Genomic DNA, 15,389 nt, shown 5'->3' on the forward strand with positions numbered 1-15,389 from the left:
TTCCCGCCACGCGGAAAGTGGTTTTCGATGAAGGATCGGAGCATTCGGCGAAGTATTGCCTGCAACAATGCCGCGATCTCCATTTGTTTTATACTCCCTCCTCGTGGTGGCGCCGCTGGCGTCCGCCGAGCCTCCCCAGAAGGTCTTTGAGACCAACTGCTCCGCCTGCCACGCGGTCGATCAGAAACTGGTCGGCCCGTCCCTGATCGAGATCGCCGGCATCTACGGCAAGGATCAGAAGGGCTTCCTCGCCTGGTGCATGAAGCCCGGCCACAAGCGCCCGGACGCCATCGAGATGCCCTCGATGGCCCACCTCGGCACGCCCACGCTCACGGAGCTGCACGCCTGGATCCTGAAAACCACCTCCGGCAAGAAGGAGAAGGCGACCAAGGGGGAATTCATCGAACCACCCCCGAAAGACGGTCCGCAGATCCAGCGGATCTTCCTGCCGGACAGCTCGCCCGCGGCCATCGCGGTGGCCCTGCCGGGAAAGATCTCCTACTGCTTCGACGCGGCGGAGTGCCGCCTCCGCTACGTGTGGACCGGCGGCTTCATCGATGGCGCCCCGTATTGGAAGGGCAACGGGTCCTCCCAAGCGACGATCACGGGCAACGTCGTCTACCGTGAGACCACAGCGGCCATCGGAACCGGCAAATCGCCGACCTCAGCCGCACCGAAATTCCTCGGCTACAGCGTAAAGGATGGCCTCCCGACCTTCCGCTACGTGCGCGAGGGCGTTCGCTACACCGAAACCATCCACGCCCTGTCCGATGGCAGCGGCATCGAACGCGAGTTCACCACCGATGCCTCCGTGCCGCTGACCCTTACCCCGCCCGCCCGAGGCACCCTCCAATCCAGCACCGGCGGCCTGACCGTGCCGGCCGACCACGCGAAATCCTTCACCCTGACCAGCCGTTGGAAATGAGAACCGCCCCCTGCACCTCCCTCATCCTGCTCGCCACCGCGGCCGCGGCGCTGGCCGCCCCGTCGTTCAAGATCGAACCCATGCCGCTGCCCGAGGGCGTGGACCCGCAGATCGGCGGGGTCGACGTGCTGCCGGATGGCCGGGTCGCCACCGTCTTCCATCGCGGCGAGGCGCTGATCTTCGATCCCGCGAAGAAAACCTGGAGCCGTTTCGCGGAAGGCCTGCACGAACCGCTCGGCGTGCTGGCGGAAACCACCTCGTCCTGGCTGGTCATGCAACGCTCCGAGCTGACCCGTCTCCGCGATACGGACGGCGATGGAACGGCGGACGATTACGAGACGGTCTTCGATGGCTTCGGCATGACGGGGAACTATCACGAGTTCGCCTTCGGCCCGGTGAAGGCGAAGGACGGTTCACTCTACATCTCGCTGAATCTGGCCTCGAATGGCGCGGGCACCGCTCCGGAGGTCCGCGGCCCGTGGTCGGACATCGGCGCCCTGAACCGCCAGCAGATGGTCAACTCCCCCGATTGGAAGAAGCAGTCGAAATCAGCGGGGCGCATGTATTCCCGCGTCGCCTGGCGCGGCTGGGTGCTGCGCCTCAGCCCGGATGGCAAGCAGATGGAGCCCTTCGCCTGCGGTTTCCGCTCGCCCGATGGCATCGGCTTCGATGCGGACGGCAATCTGCTGATCACGGACAACCAGGGCGACTGGCGGGGCACCTCCCCGCTCTATGTCGTGAAACGAGGCGGCTTCTACGGCCAACCTGCCTCGCTGGTGTGGCGGAAGGATTGGAAGGACGGCGATCCGCTGAAGCTCCCGGTGGCCAAGCTGGAAAGCCTGCGTACCGTGGAATCCGCACGCTTCCCCCAGGGCGATCTCGCGAACTCCCCCACCCAACCGGTGGTCATCCCGCCCTCGTGGGGCCCCTATGCCGGGAACGTCTTGATCGGCGAGATGAACCAGAAGCGCATGGTCCGCTATCTGCCGGATGACGTCGGCGGTTTCCGCCAAGGCGCGCTGGTCCCGATGTTCGACGGCACCTCGCTCGGCAATGGCAACCATCGCCTCGCCTTCGCTCCGGATGGCACGCTCTGGGTCGGGAAAACCCACCTCTCTTGGGCGGGCGACCGCGGTCTGGTGAAGATTGTTCCGCAGGATATCGCATCCGCGTTCACCGTGATGTCGTGCAAGCAGGGGAAGGCCGCCCAAAGCCAAACCCTCACCCTGCACCTCAGCCAGCCGCTGGACAGCACCCCGCCCTCCATCGCGATCCAGCGCTACGGATACGCCTATCACGAGGACTACGGTTCGCCGAAGACCGACCCCGCCACGGTGGATCCGGACAGCGTCATGGTTTCCAAGGATGGACGGGATCTGACGATCACGCTGAAGCTGACCGCCGGACAGATCCATGAGCTGGATCTTTCCAAGCTCAAGTCCCGCGACGGACAGCCGCTGGAAGGAAAGAAGGTCTACTACCAGGCCGCGAAGGTCCTCTGACCGGAAATCGGACCACGGCCTAGGTCTCTCCGCGGCTTGATTTCCAGCGGCGGAGAGACTACAAATTTTCCCAAAGCTTCCGTTTTTCCTCTTGAACGCCATGCGGGCGTCATGCTTCCTTCCGCCCGCACCGCGACCAACGACCCGTTCGTCTATCGGTTAGGACTCTAGATTTTCATTCTAGCAAGAAGGGTTCGACTCCCTTACGGGTCGCCATCTCGGCACAGAATAGCCACCGGATCTCCGGTGGCTTTCTTGTTTTTGGGACCCGCGGTCCGCTCCCGGTCGAGATCTCTCGCCATCGTTGGCATCTCCCGGTAGCCGTGAAGCAATCACCCATGCCCGCCCCACAACCCCATCGGCTCCGCTTCATCTTCCCGAGCGACGTGATCGAGCCCCGTAAACCGGATGAGGCGTTTCTCGATCAAATCGAAGCCTTCCGCGAAGCGGGATTCCCGACCTCCGTTGTCTCGATCGAATACCTGCAGATGGGAGAGCGGAGAATCCACCCGCGGCCGGAACCCGACGAAACCGTCGTCTACCGGGGCTGGATGATGAACGCGGCCGACTATCGGGCCTTCTGCGAGGCGGTCTCCGCCACCGGAGCCATGCCCTTGACCGGGGCGGACACCTACCTCGCCTGCCACCACCTGCCGAATTGGTATCCCTTCATTGCCGAATTCACCCCACGAACGGTCACGTTTCCGCCCGATGCGGATTTGGCCTCGGAACTCAAGGCCCTCGATTGGGAGGCCTATTTCATCAAGGATCACGTGAAGTCGCTCAAGACCGACTCCGGCTCGATCCTGCGCTCCACCGAGGGCGTCGGACGGCTGGTGGCGGACATGGTCAAGTTTCGCGGCGAGATTGAAGGCGGTTTTTGCGTCCGCGAGGTGGAGGATTTTATCCCCGAGTCCGAGGTCCGGTATTTCGTGATCCTCGGCATACCGTTCTCGAACGATCCCAATCAACCGGTCCCAGATATTGTCGTTGAAGCCGCGTCTCGCATTCGCAGCCCCTTTTTCAGCGTGGATGTCATCCGCCGCTCCGACGGAGTCGAGCGCATCGTGGAAATCGGTGACGGCCAGGTCTCCGACGTCGTGGGATGGACACCGGCACGATTGGCAGCGGCCTGGAAGCACCAGGCAGGGCAACCGCCCAGATGAGCTGGGCCACTGGTTTGGCAACGACTAGGGATTGCCCACCGCATACGAGCGGCCCAAATTGCCCCAACGCGCCGGAGGATTCGACTTGTTTGAGCCCAGGAATCGGGCAGCGATGAGAGTGGATGCGCCGCGGCACAGTCATGATCCTGCTTCTGTGCGCCTCATGCGACCGTCCTGAAGATCCGAAATCCGCGGACCGGAAGGGCACGCTCCGTTCCCATCGGAACGGGGGCGATTCGCAGGAACCCCCGCCGAAACAACGAGTGGATTCACGCCCACCGCAAGGAACTCCACGGTTGCGGAAGGAGCTGATGCGGCTCGAAACTCTGGACGATGACCAGGACTTCGGGAGAGCATTGAAAGCCTTGGCCGAAGGAGCAACGGGAGAAGACAGCAAGGCACTGGAGGACTATCTCACGCGGGTGGAGAACAGCAGCCGCTACAACGAAGGCTACACGAAAGTGGCCGAGTGGTATCTGGAGGACAACGATCTCGTCACTGCCAGCCTGTGGGGAAAACGGATCACCGGTCGCAAAGGGCCCCAGATCGTCTTGCGCCTCTGGAGCCTTTACGAGCAAGCGGATGCCGCCACACGGGCCAAGGTCGATGCGTTGCCGGATCCAAGCCGGGACCAGTGGCTTGGGAAATCCGGGCTCCGCAGCAACAAGGGTCAGTCCACGGAATATGAGCCACCTGAATTGCCCTCGGCGGTTGGAGCCCCGCCCGATGGACGTGGAAGCCTTTTCCCGACCACACCCCAGAGCATCGGGTCCCAGTAGAGTCAAATCGGGGGGCGGAAGCCGCCATTTGTGCAGTTTGGGGGGCTATCAGAGCAGGCAACTGCGGTCGTTCCAACTGACCAGCAGAGCAGCACCAGGGCAATTAGGTCGCTCATTTTCTGGCTGTTACAGCCAACATTACATTTCCGTCATTATTGAGAATGGATCACGCTTGCTGTTTTGTTGATATTGAGACGCATTCTCATTTCAGACGCTTGCGAGCGTTCCCCGCACTCATGAAATCGAAGCCTGCCCTGCTCAAGACTCCCCTCTCGGCCCGCGAGACGATCGCCCTGACCGCTTTGCTGGCCGCTGGCCGCTGGCCACGCCATCGCCGCCGATGCCCCCGCCAAGCCGAAGGAAGACGAGAAGAAGAAAAAGGACGCCCAGGAGGCCCAAGGTCCCCAGAGCCTGGGTGACATGGTCGTCGAGGCCGTCCGCCAGTCCCTCTACCGACCGGAGAACGTCACCTCACAGAAATACACCGTCCCGCTCCGCGACGTGCCGCAGACGGTGACCGTGGTGCCAAAGAAGGTGATCGAGGACCAGGGGGCCACCAGCCTCACCGAAGTCCTCCGCAACGTGCCGGGCATTTCCATCCAGGCTGGCGAAGGCGGCGGTGCCAGCAGCACCGCGGGCGACATGTTCACCATGCGCGGCTTCAACGCCAGCAACAGCATCTTCGTCGATGGCGTCCGCGACGATGGCCTCGGCACCCGCGACACCTACAACCTCGAAGCCGTGGAAACCTTCCTCGGGCCGACAGGCTCGGACGTCGGCCGCGGCACCGCTTCCGGCTACGTGAACATGGCCACCAAGACTCCGAAGCTGGAGGACTTCTACGCCGGATCGGTGGCCTATGCCAGCGGCGACCGCTTCCGCAACACGGTGGACGTGAACCAGAGCCTGGCCTTCGGCGATGAAGGCTCCTGGACCCGCGGCACCGCCATGCGCCTCAACGGCCTCTACCAGTCCGGCGGCGTGGCAGGCCGCGATTACGTGGAGAAAAACAGTTGGGCCTTGGCCCCGTCCTTCGTGCTCGGCCTCGACACGCCGACGCGCGTGTTCCTCCAATACCAACACTCGGAGCAGGACAACCTGCCGGACTACGGCCTGCCCGCCCGCAACGGCTATCCGATCCCCGTTCCCCGCGACACCTACTACGGCAACGTCTACGCCGACTTCGACAACGTCACGCAGGATGCCGGGACGATCCGGATCGAACATGACCTCAACGATCACATCACCATCCGCAACCAGACCCGCTACAGCGAGGCCGAGCGTTTCGCGGTGGTGAGCGGCCTCGGCTACAATGCCGGCACGAACACCGTGACCCGCAGCCGCCAGGGCAACGACCGCGAGAACAAGATCTTCTCGAACCAAACCAGCATCACCGCGAAATTCGACACCGGACCGCTCAAGCACTCGCTCGTCGGCGGTCTCGAATACACCTGGGACGAGCAGTACAGCCCCACCATCACCGGGGTCGGCACCAATCCCACCGGCCTCCCCTACCCGTGGATCCCGAATCCCTACCAGCCGATTGTCGGCTACAATCCGCAGCGCCATCCCACCTACCACACGATCGGCTCGACCGACACCGTGGGCACCTACCTCTTCGACACGATCGAGTTCGGTGAGCACTGGCAGCTCAGCGGCGGCGGCCGTTTCGACAGCTACAAGACCCGCTACACGGCTGTTTCCGCGACCTCCGCCAGCAATCCGGACGGCCTCGTTTACCAGACCTCGGATGATGTGCTCTTCAGTGGCAAGATCGCCCTGACCTACAAGCCGGTGAAGGAAGGCAGCATTTACCTCGGCTACGGCACCTCGCAGACGCCTCCGGGCACCGCCAATTTCACCCTGAGCGAATCAGGCACCAACCAGAACAGCCCCAACCTCGATCCACAGGAGTCCACCAATGTGGAACTCGGCGCGAAGTGGGACTTCTTCAAGTCCGCCCTCACCGTCACCGGCGCGGTCTTCCACACCGAGAACAAGAACGTCATCTACGCCCTGCCGAGCTCCGGCCCCACCACCGAGTACTCGGTGGACGGCGGCCAGGAGATCAACGGCGCCACCTTCGGCGTGGCGGGCAAGATCACCGAGGAATGGCAGGTGCTGGCCAACGCCACCATCATGCACGGTGAACTCGACCAAAAGGGAGCCGCCAACAACGGCAAGGACCTGACGCTGATGCCGAAGATCTCCGGCAGCCTCTGGACCACCTACAAGCTGCCCTACAACTTCACGGTCGGCGCGGGCGTCCGTTACCAGGAGTCCGTTTTCGTCAACGCGGCGAACACCATCAAGGTGCCGAGCTACGCGGTGGTGGACGCGATGGTGCAGTATGACTTCACCAAGGACATCAACGTCCGCGCCAACATCTACAACCTGCTGGACCGCGAGTACATCTCCAGCATCAACAACAACGGCCAGCGCTACAATCCAGGCGCGCCCGCGTCGTTCATGATCAGCACCAACTTCAAGTTCTGATCCGGTTTCTGGATCCATTTTGGACATCGGTTGCCCAAAAGGCCGCGTCCCTTCCCCTCCCCCAAGGAGGGGACGCGGCCACGGGTGGAAACGACATTTCCAACAAAAAGGCTTGATGCGCTAATGAGACTCATTCTCATTTCCAGCCGCTTTCCGGCCTCCGGGAAGCAAGCCCGCTTTCCAAACCGAATTCCATGACACCGAAATCCAATCTCCGCCCCCCCGTTTCAACACGGGAGGTGCTGGCGCTCAGTGCTTTCCTTGCCACCGGCACCACCCTCGCCGCCGATGCTCCAGCCCAGCCCGAGCAGAAGAAAGACGACAAGAAGCAGGAAGGCGAAGCCCAGTCCCTCGGTGACATGGTGGTCGAGGCCGTCCGCCAGTCCCTCTACAAGCCGGAGAAGCTCCAGACCACGAAGTACACGGTCCCACTCCGCGACGTGCCGCAGACCGTGACGGTGGTGCCGAAGGAAGTGATGAAGGAGCAAGGCTCCACCTCCCTTCGCGACGTGCTCAAGAATGTCCCGGGCATCACGATGCAGGCCGGTGAAGGTGGCGTCCCGAACGGAGACAACCTTTCCATCCGCGGCTTCAACGCCCGCACCGACCTCTTTGTGGACGGCGTCCGCGATTTCGGCGGCTACAGCCGCGATCCTTTCAATCTCGAATCCGTCGAGGTTTCCAAGGGCCCCTCTTCCTCCAATTCCGGCCGCGGCTCCACCGGCGGCTCCGTGAACCTCGCCAGCAAGACCCCGCATCTGGACAAGAACGCCTACGAGCTCATGCTCGGCGGCGGCTCGGACAACTACGGCCGCACCACCTTCGACGTGAACCAGGCGATCCCCCAGATCCAGGGTGCCGCCTTCCGCGTCAACGGCATGTACCACACCCAGGACACCCCGGGTCGTGACCACGTCGATCAGGAACGCTGGGGCATCGCTCCCTCGATCGCCTTCGGATTGGACACCGAGACCCGCTGGACGCTCAGCTACTTCTACCTCGGCCAGGACAACACCCCGGACAACGGTCTGCCGTGGGTGCCCCGCACCAGCAACAACACCGGCCTGACGCCGGGTATCCCTGCGGTCGATTTCAACAACTGGTACGGCGTGCTCAACCGCGACTACGAGAAGATCGCCACCCACATGGCGACCTCCGTGTTCGAACACGACTTCAACGAGAAGCTGAAGTTCCGCAACACCACCCGCTTCGGCATCACCGACCGCGACTCGATCACCACTTCGCCGCGCTTCGACAACACGCCGCCCTACCCGTCCGCCACGGTCCGCCGCACCGACTGGAAGACCCGCGACCAGGTCGACACCATCCTCACCAACGTCGCCGAGCTGCGCTACGACTTCGAAACCGGACCGTTCAAGCACGAGCTGCTCGGCGGCTTCGAGGTGACCCGCGAGACCTCGAAGAACTACAACCGGGTGGACGCCAACGCCGGTCTCCTCCAGGACACCAACCTCTATTACCCGAGCCCCTACATCCCGGGCTACTCCCCCGCCATCTATCGTGATGGCGCCGGTACGGACGTGACCTCCGACACCGTCGCCCTCTACGCCTTCGACACCATCAAGTTCGGCGAACAGTGGATGCTGAGCGGCGGTGTCCGCTACGAGGACTTCAGCACCGACTACCTCTCCACCACCGCGGCCCACGCCTATACCGCCCTCAGCCGCGAAGACCAGATGTACAGCTGGCGCGCGGCCCTCACCTACAAGCCCTGCGACAACGGCAGCATCTACCTGGGCTACGGCACCTCGTTCAACCCGTCCGCGGAAGGCCTGACGCTGGCCAACACCGCCACGGCCACCAACAGCATCAACACCGATCCGGAGAAGAGCAACACCGTCGAGCTCGGTACCAAGTGGGACCTCTTCGACAAGAAGCTGCTCCTCACGGCCGCCATCTTCCAGACGGACAAGACCAACGCCCGCACCGAAGACCCCACCAATAACGGCGACGTGGTCGTCCTGGACGGCGAACAGCGGGTGCGCGGCTTCGAAATCGGTGCGACCGGGGAAATCACCAAAACCTGGCGGGTCATCGGCGGTTACACCTACCTCGACAGCGAGATCACGAAGTCCAAGAACAAGCTGGAGGTTGGCAACCAGCTCATGAACACGCCGGAGAACTCCTTCAACATCTGGTCGACGCATGACCTGCCGAAGGGCTTCACGATCGGCTACGGTGCCCAGTACACGGGCGAGCGCTTCAACAACAACAACCGCTCCACCCGCCAGCTTGCCCCGGACTTCACCACCTTCGACGCGATGCTGTCCTACAAGGTGAACGACAACGTCACGCTTCGCCTGAACGGCTACAATCTGGCCGACAAGGAGTACATCGATCGCCTCAGCGGCGGCCATTTCGTGCCGGGGACCGGCCGCTCGGTCGTCCTCAGCTCGACCTTCACGTTCTAATCCCGATTTCGATTGGTTGCTTGAACGGCTCCGCCTCTCTCGCGAGGGGCGGGGCCTTTCAGGTGCCGGGACCAGGCTTTCGGAACACTCACTCCCTCTCCCCATGATCCTCTGCATCCCCGATGTCCTCACCGCCGAACAAGTGTCCGAGGCGCGCGCGCTCCTCGATGCCGCCGAATGGACGGACGGCAAGGGCACCGCCGGCTACCAAGCCAGCCAGGTGAAGGACAACATGCAGCTTCCGGTGAATCATCCGGTGGCCCGCCAGGTCGGCGAATGGATCCTCAAGGCGCTCTCCGCCAACCCGCTCTTCATGTCCGCGGCGCTGCCGCTGCATTTCCTGCCGCCGATGTTCAACCGCTACTCCGGCGGCCAGCAGTTCGGCACCCACGTGGACGGCGCGATCCGCCAGATCCCCGGCACCCCGCACCGCATCCGCACCGACCTCTCCTGCACGCTGTTCTTCGCGCAGCCGGAGGAATACGACGGCGGCGAGCTCATCATCGAGGACACCTACGGCAGCAAGAGCGTGAAGCTCCCCGCCGGCCACCTGGTGCTCTACCCCTCCACCAGCCTCCACCATGTCACCCCGGTGACCCGCGGCACCCGGCTGTGCTCCTTCTTCTGGCTCCAGAGCCTGATCCGCGACGACCAGCGGCGCTCGATGATGTTCGACATGGACGTCGCCATCCAGCGCCTCGCCGCGGACGTGCCCGGACACCCGTCCGGCGTCGCCCTCACCGGCGTCTACCACAACCTCCTCCGCCAATGGGCGGAAATGTGAGATCCGGCCCCGTTTTTCCGGCAACCAACCGCCATTACTAGGGTTCTAGTAGAAAATCCGGGCGCCAGCGCGGAGATTCTCCCCTCTCCGTTTGGAATTTGAGATTTAGAATTTAGGATTTTCCCTCCAATGGTTCATCCCACCCTCCGCCGTTGCTTGTTCTGGGCCCACCTCGCCACCGGCGTGGTCGCCGGAATCGTCATCCTCATCCTGGCTGTCACCGGCATCCTGATGTCCTTCGAGACGCAGATCATCGGCCGGGCGGAATCCAAGATCGTCACGGCGAAAGCCCCCGCCACCGGCACGCCCGCGGGCCCCGAGGAACTGGTGGCGGCGTACAAAGCCTCCGGAACCAGCGGCCGCCCGACCACGCTGCTGCTCTCGTCCGATCCGGAAGATCCCGCCGTGTTCCAAGCCGGACGCGAGGGACGCCAGTTGTTCCATCCGGTCACCGGTGAATCCCTCGGCAAGGGCGCGGAGGGCACCCGCCGTTTTTTCCAAGTGGTGGTATCCATCCACCGCTGGCTGACCTGGCCCGCTGCACGGCAAGAAGGACAGGCAGGCCAAGGCCCGGGAGGCCAGGCACCTGCCCGTGGTGAAGGCATGGGTGCGGGCCAAGGACGCCCGGAAGGCGGCCCAGGCGAGGGCCCGAACCAACCGCTCACCTGGCGCAATATCGGCGGCCAGATCACCGCCGCCGCATCTTTGGTGTTCGGTTTCTTGCTGCTCAGCGGCCTCGTCCTGTGGATCCCGCGGAAGTTCTCCAAGAAAGCCTTCAAGGCGGTGACCCTGCCGCAGCCGCGTCTCAAGGGCCGCGCCCGCGATTGGAACTGGCACAATCTCGCCGGTTTCTGGGCCGCGCCGTTCCTGCTGCTCATCATCCTCACCGGCACCATCATGGCCTACCCGTGGGCGAACCGCCTGATGTTCAAATCCGTGGGCGAGGAACCACCCGCACGCCAGGGACCTCCGGGCGGCGGCGAAGGCGGTGGCGCTCTCCGCGAAGGCGCAGCCCAAACCGAAAACCGCCCGCGTGGTGAAGGCCGTGAAGGTGGAGAACGCCGCCGTTCTCGCCCCGACGGAGCCGATGCCACCGGAGGCAATGGTGTCACCATGGAAGGCGAGCGACGCGAACGCGGTCCGCGCCCCGAAGGTGGAGAAACCCCCATGGGCAATGGCGTCAGCATGGATGGCAATCGACCGCCCCGCGAGGGTGATGCCTCTGCCGGAGCTGAAGGCAGCGAGCGCCGCCGCCCCCGTGGGGAAGGTGGCGAAGGCTCCGCCATGGGCGGGGAAGGCGGTGGCCGCCGTGGCCGCAGCCAGCAGGAGAATCGTCCGATCGTGGCCGACGGCCTGAATCAGGCGCTCGACATCGCCAAGCAGGAAATGCCCGCGTGGGAAACCATCACCCTCGATCTCCCCGGCGACACCACCAAGCCGATCACCGCCACCCTCGCCGACGCGGGCCGTGGCCGTCCGGATCGCAAGGTGAAGGTCACTATCGACCGCGAAACCATGACGGTAACCGCCCGCGAGAACAGCTTCGAGAAGGCCACCACCGGCGGCAAGATGCGCCAGTTCGTGCGCTGGATCCACACCGGGGAAGCCGGTGGCGCGTTCGGACAATTCGTGGCCGCCCTCACCTGCGCCGCCACCGTGGTGCTGGTCTACACCGGGTTCGCCCTCGCCTGGCGCCGCCTCGCGGGGATGCTGAAGAACAAGCGCAAGAAGCCCGAGGCGGCCACCTGAGCGCCCCAAAGAGTGGCTCCTCTCGAGGAGCCATGCCTCAAACGACATCCCACCGCTCCGCGACCATCGGAACCCGAAGGGAACCGATCATCACGGAGCCATGAGGTTCCTCCAGGAAATGGCGGACCGAAATCCGCCACTCCTTGAAGGATTACAGATACTCCTTCAGCCACGCGTCCACCTCGTCAATGACCCGCGGATAGCTCGCGTCATCGAACACGTGGTCCGCGCCCTCGATTTCCACGAGATGCTTGTCGCACTGGGCGGCAGCATAGGCGTCCTCGCTGTCCAGCACCGGAATGATGTCGTCCTCCGTGCCGTGGACCAGCAGCCACGGCACCTCCACCTCAGCCGCCACGTCCAGCGTGTCGCCGATGGTCTGGAGATCGTCCACGTAGGCCTGGGTCAGCGGGAACGCGGGATCCTCCCACATCACCCCCTCACCCGGCACGATGTCATCGAACTCCCGCTCGACGAAGTTCGCGGTGTAAACCATCCCGGAAAGCGTCACCAGCACACGGATGCGCGGATCGGCCGCGGTGGTGATCACGCCCACCGCTCCGCCCATGCTGTGACCGCAGTAGGCCACGCGGATGCCCTCCGGCAGCGCGTTGATCAGGTCGGTGAGATCTTCGGTTTCCTTCGTGATGGTCACATCCGCGAAGGTGCCCTCGGATTCACCGCTACCGGTGTAAGAAAAACGCAGGCACGGCCAGCCGCGCTTCGCCAGCCCCTCGGCCAGCGCCACCAGCAGCGGGCGGTCCTTGTTGCCGGTCACGCCATGGCCGAGCAGCACGAGGACATCCTCGCGCGGCGCGGGGTGGAAGGCGGTGTCGATGCGTTCGCCGTGGCGGTTGCGGAATTCGGGAAGGTTCATGGGATCAAGCGGAGCGTCCGGGGAAAGTGATTTCGGCGATGCCGGATTTGTCGAGTTCGCCAAGACCGAGATCGATCAAGCGACGGTACTGCGCCTCGGTGGCGCGCGAAAGTGGAACCTCGACCCCGGCTTCCGCGGCGAGCGCGTTGGCGATGCCGCTGTCCTTCGCGGCGTGGCTGGCGGAGAAGAAACAATCGTGCTCACGGGCGATCATGTCGTCACCATCGGTTTCCAGCACCCGGGAATTCGCGCCGGTCTGGGAAAACACCTCCTTCAGCATCGCAAGGTCGAGCCCCAGAGCGGCTCCGAGCCCCAGTCCCTCGGCAAGACCCGCGGTGTTGATGTTCATCACCATGTTCACCAGCGCCTTCACCTTGGCCGCCTGGCCGACGCCGCCAACGTGGCGCAGCGAGGCCGACAAATCCTTCAAGATCGACTCCACCCGGCCGAACGTTTCCGCATCACCGCCCACCATCAGGTACAGCGTGCCATTGCGGGCCTGGGTGATGCTGGAGGCCATGCATGCCTCGAGCGCGGACGCACCCACCTCCTCGCACACCGCGGAAATCTCCTCGTGCACCGCCGGGCTGACGGTGGCGCAGTTCATGAACACCTTGCCGGTGGCATCGATCAGCAGGGAATCTCCCTCCTTGGCGAAAATCCCGCGCATCGCGGCATCATCCGTCACCACCGTGATCACCAGGTCCGCCGAAGCCGCCGTTTCCCGCAAGGTCCCCGGGGCACCGCAGCCCAGCTCGGTCGCCAGCGCCTGCGCCAGCTCATGCTTCACGTCATACACCGCACTGACGGTGTGACCGGTGTCCTTCAGCCGGCGGGCCATGTTCGCGCCCATGCGCCCCACACCCACCACCGCGATCGTTTCAATTTTCACGCCGCGATGATGGCGCAGGAACCGTGGGCTGTCCACGTCCGGAATGCATTCTCCGCCAGCCAAATCGCTGCCGGGGAAGCCTCATCCGATGGAACTCAGTGGCCGTGGCCGCGTGTCCGGTCGCCCGGGCCGCGATCGTAATCCAGGATGAACGGACGGCCGCGAAGCTTGATGCCCTTCACGATCTGGAGCAGGCGCTCGGCGTGCTCGGTGCGGACATCGATGCGGCTGTGCTTGTCGAACAGCTTGATGTGGCCGATGGAGCCCTGCGGCAGACCCGCTTCACCGTAGAGCATGCCGACGATTTCACCGGGACGCACGCCATGCATCTTCCCGAGCGAGAAGAACAGCGGCGTCATGTCCGCGTCGTCGCCGCGCGGCGCGCGCTCGCGGGGTTCACGCGGCTCGCGGACCGGACGATCGCCCGGGCGGCGGCGCTCGCGCGGCTCCTCGCGGTCCTCCGCGATTTCGCCGAACTCACGGCCGCTGGACTCGCGCAGCATGGTGAATAGCACGCTCGCCACGTCGGTGGGCGTGAAGCCCTGCTCGAGCAGGCGGTCCATCTGGTCCTGGTACGAATTGAACTTCGACTCGGTGAGGCGGTCCTTCACTTCCTCGAAAAGCTGGTCGGCGAGCTTGCCCTCCACCTGCTCCTGGGACGGCACGCGCTCGCGGCGGATCGGGTGGCGCGTGTAGCGCTCGATCATCTCCAGGCGGTGGATCTCACGCCCGAACACGAAGCTCACCGCGCGGCCGCTGCGACCGGCACGACCGGTGCGGCCGATGCGGTGCACGTAATCCTCCGGGTCCTGCGGCAGGTCGTAGTTGAACACCGCCTCGATGTCCTCGACGTCCAAGCCGCGCGCGGCCACATCGGTGGCGACGAGCACCTCGATGATGCCGTCGCGGAAACGCTTCAGCACGCGCTCGCGCATCTGCTGGGTGATGTCACCGTGGAGGCGGTCGGCGGAATAGCCACGCGCCAGCAGCGCCTCGGTGCACTCGTCCACCGCGCGTTTGGTGTTACAGAAAATGATCGCAAGCTTCGGGGCCTCCATGTCGAGCAGGCGGGAGATCACCTCCACCTTCGAGCGCTCACGCACCTCGATGCACGATTGGTCGATGGTCGAGACGGTCATCGACTTCTGCTCCACCTTCACCGTCTTCGGATCGCGGCCGAAGTGCTCGATCAGGCGCTTCACGCCCTGGCTCATCGTCGCGGAGAAGAACAGCGTCTGGCGCTCCTTCGGCAGGGCCGCGAGCATCTCCTCCATCTCCTCACGGAAACCGAGGTCGAGCATGCGGTCCGCCTCATCCAGCACCACGTGGGCGATCCGGGAGGTATCGAAGGAACCGCGGCGCACGTGATCGAGCAGGCGGCCCGGGGTTCCCACCACGATGTGGGCACCGTCCCGCAGCGCGCGGAGCTGGCGGTCCATCGGCGCGCCACCGTACACCGGCACCGCGCGCAGGCCGCGCATCTTTTCGCCGAGGCGGTGGACTTCCTCGCAGACCTGCACCGCGAGCTCGCGGGTCGGGCACACCATCAGCGCCTGCGGCGCGTGCACCTTCAGGTCGATCTTCGCCAGCACCGGCAGCGCGAAGGCCGCGGTCTTGCCGGAGCCGGTCTGGGAAAGGCCGAGCAAGTCGGAGCCGGTGAGAGCCACCGGGATGGAAAGCGCCTGGATCGGCGACGGGCGCTCGAAACCCAGGGATTCAATGGCGGCGAGCAATTCCTCGGGAAGCCCGAGTTCGGAGAAGGGAGGCGTGTCCATGCGCGTGACGGG

11 protein-coding genes and 1 tRNA gene are annotated in these 15,389 nt (G+C 64.3%); 9 read left to right on the forward strand and 3 right to left on the reverse strand.

Annotation, left to right across the window (positions count from 1 at the left end; all coding sequences use genetic code 11):
• The first annotated feature begins 103 nt into the window (after nucleotides 1-103).
• The 9 genes from llg_RS02595 (at nucleotide 104) to llg_RS02635 (ending at nucleotide 11,833) form a co-directional block, all read left to right on the forward strand.
• A complete protein-coding gene (locus tag llg_RS02595) occupies nucleotides 104-925 on the forward strand; it encodes a c-type cytochrome (protein WP_338287988.1) in 822 nt (273 codons plus the stop codon).
• Nucleotides 922-2,427 carry a hypothetical protein gene (locus tag llg_RS02600; RefSeq protein WP_338287990.1) on the forward strand — a complete coding sequence of 502 codons (1,506 nt, stop codon included), beginning with the start codon at nucleotides 922-924 and terminating at the stop codon, nucleotides 2,425-2,427. Before llg_RS02595 ends, llg_RS02600 begins: the two co-directional genes overlap by 4 nt.
• Nucleotides 2,428-2,568: 141 nt before the next feature.
• Nucleotides 2,569-2,643: transfer RNA gene (locus tag llg_RS02605), tRNA-Glu, on the forward strand.
• Nucleotides 2,644-2,750: 107 nt separating this feature from the next.
• The gene (locus llg_RS02610; protein ID WP_338287991.1) at nucleotides 2,751-3,593 is read left to right on the forward strand and encodes an ATP-grasp domain-containing protein; all 843 of its coding nucleotides are present in this window, start codon (nucleotides 2,751-2,753) and stop codon (nucleotides 3,591-3,593) included.
• Nucleotides 3,594-3,904: 311 nt separating this feature from the next.
• Nucleotides 3,905-4,372: a hypothetical protein gene (locus llg_RS02615; protein WP_338287992.1), complete on the forward strand. Its 468-nt coding sequence runs from the start codon at nucleotides 3,905-3,907 to the stop codon at nucleotides 4,370-4,372.
• Nucleotides 4,373-4,792: 420 nt separating this feature from the next.
• A complete protein-coding gene (locus llg_RS02620; RefSeq protein WP_338287993.1) occupies nucleotides 4,793-6,868 on the forward strand; it encodes a TonB-dependent siderophore receptor in 2,076 nt (691 codons plus the stop codon).
• A 194-nt stretch (nucleotides 6,869-7,062) separates the two neighbouring features.
• A complete protein-coding gene (locus llg_RS02625; RefSeq protein ID WP_338287994.1) occupies nucleotides 7,063-9,300 on the forward strand; it encodes a TonB-dependent siderophore receptor in 2,238 nt (745 codons plus the stop codon).
• A 103-nt stretch (nucleotides 9,301-9,403) separates the two neighbouring features.
• Nucleotides 9,404-10,084 (forward strand): Fe2+-dependent dioxygenase, encoded by a 681-nt coding sequence (locus llg_RS02630; protein WP_338287995.1) that lies wholly within the window; start codon nucleotides 9,404-9,406, stop codon nucleotides 10,082-10,084.
• Nucleotides 10,085-10,213: 129 nt separating this feature from the next.
• Nucleotides 10,214-11,833 carry a PepSY-associated TM helix domain-containing protein gene (locus llg_RS02635; protein ID WP_338287996.1) on the forward strand — a complete coding sequence of 540 codons (1,620 nt, stop codon included), beginning with the start codon at nucleotides 10,214-10,216 and terminating at the stop codon, nucleotides 11,831-11,833.
• A gap of 151 nt (nucleotides 11,834-11,984) precedes the next feature.
• Here llg_RS02635 and llg_RS02640 read toward each other — a convergent pair whose 3' ends face one another.
• The 3 genes from llg_RS02640 to llg_RS02650 form a co-directional block, all read right to left on the reverse strand.
• The gene (locus tag llg_RS02640) at nucleotides 11,985-12,710 is read right to left on the reverse strand and encodes an alpha/beta fold hydrolase (RefSeq protein ID WP_338287997.1); all 726 of its coding nucleotides are present in this window, start codon (nucleotides 12,708-12,710) and stop codon (nucleotides 11,985-11,987) included.
• Between the two features lie 4 nt (nucleotides 12,711-12,714).
• The gene (locus llg_RS02645) at nucleotides 12,715-13,563 is read right to left on the reverse strand and encodes an NAD(P)-dependent oxidoreductase (RefSeq protein ID WP_345789215.1); all 849 of its coding nucleotides are present in this window, start codon (nucleotides 13,561-13,563) and stop codon (nucleotides 12,715-12,717) included.
• Between the two features lie 134 nt (nucleotides 13,564-13,697).
• Entirely contained in the window at nucleotides 13,698-15,377 is a 1,680-nt protein-coding gene (locus tag llg_RS02650) for a DEAD/DEAH box helicase (protein WP_338287999.1), read from the reverse strand.
• Between the last annotated feature and the right edge of the window lie 12 nt (nucleotides 15,378-15,389).

This window comes from Luteolibacter sp. LG18, from assembly GCF_036322585.1.
GTDB lineage: Bacteria > Verrucomicrobiota > Verrucomicrobiia > Verrucomicrobiales > Akkermansiaceae > Luteolibacter.

What these genes read in the sequence shown, in the direction of transcription:
- llg_RS02600 (WP_338287990.1), top strand. Translation starts at nt 922, where the DNA reads ATGAGAACCGCCCCCTGCACCTCCCTCATCCTGCTCGCCACCGCGGCC.
- llg_RS02615 (WP_338287992.1), top strand. Translation starts at nt 3,905, where the DNA reads ATGCGGCTCGAAACTCTGGACGATGACCAGGACTTCGGGAGAGCATTG.
- llg_RS02620 (WP_338287993.1), top strand. Translation starts at nt 4,793, where the DNA reads ATGGTCGTCGAGGCCGTCCGCCAGTCCCTCTACCGACCGGAGAACGTC.
- llg_RS02625 (WP_338287994.1), top strand. Translation starts at nt 7,063, where the DNA reads ATGACACCGAAATCCAATCTCCGCCCCCCCGTTTCAACACGGGAGGTG.
- llg_RS02630 (WP_338287995.1), top strand. Translation starts at nt 9,404, where the DNA reads ATGATCCTCTGCATCCCCGATGTCCTCACCGCCGAACAAGTGTCCGAG.
- llg_RS02635 (WP_338287996.1), top strand. Translation starts at nt 10,214, where the DNA reads ATGGTTCATCCCACCCTCCGCCGTTGCTTGTTCTGGGCCCACCTCGCC.
- llg_RS02640 (WP_338287997.1), bottom strand. Translation starts at nt 12,710, where the DNA reads ATGAACCTTCCCGAATTCCGCAACCGCCACGGCGAACGCATCGACACC.
- llg_RS02645 (WP_345789215.1), bottom strand. Translation starts at nt 13,563, where the DNA reads ATGGGCGCGAACATGGCCCGCCGGCTGAAGGACACCGGTCACACCGTC.
- llg_RS02650 (WP_338287999.1), bottom strand. Translation starts at nt 15,377, where the DNA reads ATGGACACGCCTCCCTTCTCCGAACTCGGGCTTCCCGAGGAATTGCTC.